3 protein-coding genes and 1 other RNA gene are annotated in these 1,851 nt (G+C 41.5%); 3 read left to right on the top strand and 1 reads right to left on the bottom strand.

Annotated features, from left to right (window positions below):
• Positions 1-38 precede the first annotated feature (38 nt).
• Entirely contained in the window at positions 39-515 is a 477-nt protein-coding gene (gene smpB, locus UC75_RS15970; protein WP_004641603.1) for an SsrA-binding protein SmpB, read from the bottom strand.
• 134 nt (positions 516-649) lie between these two features.
• Between smpB and coaD the strand changes: the two genes are divergently transcribed.
• The 3 genes from coaD to rnpB all read left to right on the top strand — a co-directional run bounded on the left by coaD (position 650) and on the right by rnpB (position 1,789).
• A complete protein-coding gene (gene coaD / locus UC75_RS15965) occupies positions 650-1,141 on the top strand; it encodes a pantetheine-phosphate adenylyltransferase (protein WP_023274310.1) in 492 nt (163 codons plus the stop codon).
• 1 nt (position 1,142) lies between these two features.
• Positions 1,143-1,406, top strand: a complete 264-nt coding sequence (locus UC75_RS15960) for a YfhL family 4Fe-4S dicluster ferredoxin (protein ID WP_034679161.1) — start codon at positions 1,143-1,145, stop codon at positions 1,404-1,406.
• A gap of 27 nt (positions 1,407-1,433) precedes the next feature.
• Positions 1,434-1,789: RNase P RNA component class A (gene rnpB / locus UC75_RS16505), an RNA gene on the top strand.
• The last annotated feature ends 62 nt before the right edge of the window (positions 1,790-1,851 follow it).

The following is a 1,851-nucleotide window of genomic DNA, read 5'->3' as shown; positions in this document are numbered from 1 at the left end:
TAAAAAAACCTTTAAAGTTAACTTTAAAGGTTTTTTTATTACTTATGAAATATACGAGCTTTATCACGTTGCCAGTCACGGTCTTTTTCGGTTGCACGTTTGTCATGAAGCTGTTTACCCTTCACAAGTGCAATCTCTAGTTTGACTAAATGACCTTTCCAATAACACGCTAAAGGAACGCATGAGTAACCTTTTTGGTTAACTGCACCCATTAGATGCTCAAGCTGACGTCGGGAGAGCAATAGCTTACGAGTACGTGTCGCTTCAGGTACAACATGGGTCGAAGCCGATAATAAAGGCTGAATTTGTGAGCCAAGTAAAAATGCTTCGCCATTTTTGAAAATGACATAACTTTCCGTCAAAGTCATACGCCCAGCACGTAAGGATTTTACTTCCCAACCTTGAAGTGACATGCCTGCTTCAAATTTTTCTTCGATAAAATAATCATGACGGGCACGCTTATTTTGTGCGATTGTTCCGCCATTATGTTTCTTTACTACTGTTGCTTTCGCCATAATTCAAACTTCCACAATTATGCCTATTGTGCCGTAAACTGATGCTAAGGTGAAGTTTTTCCTGCACATGAATATTTCGCCTCATGTATAACTTTTGCTAAAATAGGTTCACAATATAATTAGAGTACTAGCGGATGTCTAAAACGCGTGTAATTTATCCTGGAACATTTGACCCCATCACGAATGGACACGTTGATTTAGTTACTAGAGCATCAAGAATGTTTGATGAGGTTGTAGTAGCAATTGCAATTGGACATCATAAAAACCCTTTGTTCAGTCTAGAAGAAAGAGTTGAACTGGCCCAAAAATCACTAAGCCACCTCTCAAATGTTGAATTTGTCGGCTTTGATGGTTTACTGGTTAATTTTTTCAGAGAGCAAAAGGCTACAGCAGTACTTCGTGGTTTAAGAGCGGTTTCTGATTTTGAATATGAATTTCAATTGGCTAATATGAACCGTCAACTCGACCCACATTTTGAAGCGGTGTTTTTAACACCTTCCGAACAGTATTCATTTATTTCTTCGACATTAATTCGGGAAATTGCTCGTTTAAAAGGGGATGTAACCAAGTTTGTTCCGCAAGCTGTGGTTGAGGCCTTTGAACGTAAACATCAACAAGGTTGGTAACGTGTCGTTATATATCACCGATGAATGCATAAACTGTGATGTTTGTGAACCAGTTTGCCCAAATGAAGCAATTTTTATGGGTGAGGTGATTTATGAAATTCATCCAGATTTGTGTACTGAGTGCGTTGGTCATCATGACCAACCGCAATGTCAGTTATTTTGTCCTGTAGATTGTATTCCTAAAGATCCTCAGCATGAGGAAACGGAAGAGCAGCTCTTAGACAAATATAAAAAATTAATTGCTCAAAAAAGCACGAGCAATTAGTAAATAAATTTGTTAATATGCGCCCCTGAGGTGAGCTGGATGGTCGCTGCTGTGGAGGTCTTCGTGACTGAAGCAGGGGAGGAAAGTCCGGGCTTCATAGGGCAGGGTGCCAGGTAACGCCTGGGCGGTGAAAGCCGACGGAAAGTGCAGCAGAGAGTAGACCGCCTCATTCGTGAGGTAAGGGTGAAAGGGTGCGGTAAGAGCGCACCGCGTGTCTGGTAACAGTTCACGGCATGGTAAACCCCACCAGAAGCAAGACCAAATAGGAATCCTGAGGTACGGCCCGTACTGGATTCGGGTAGGTCGCTTGAGCGTATGAGTGATTGTACGCCTAGAGGAATGACCATCCTCGACAGAACCCGGCTTATAGGCTCACTTCACCTAATTTATTTAAAATTTTTCTTGACGTGCATTAAAGAAACTAAGATAATGCGCGCACAGTTTT

It is taken from the genome of Acinetobacter sp. V2 (genome assembly GCF_001188385.1).
Taxonomy (GTDB): Bacteria; Pseudomonadota; Gammaproteobacteria; order Pseudomonadales; family Moraxellaceae; genus Acinetobacter; species Acinetobacter oleivorans.
The sequence above is the reverse complement of the archived record's forward strand: the minus strand, read 5'-3'. Positions and strand labels throughout refer to the sequence as shown.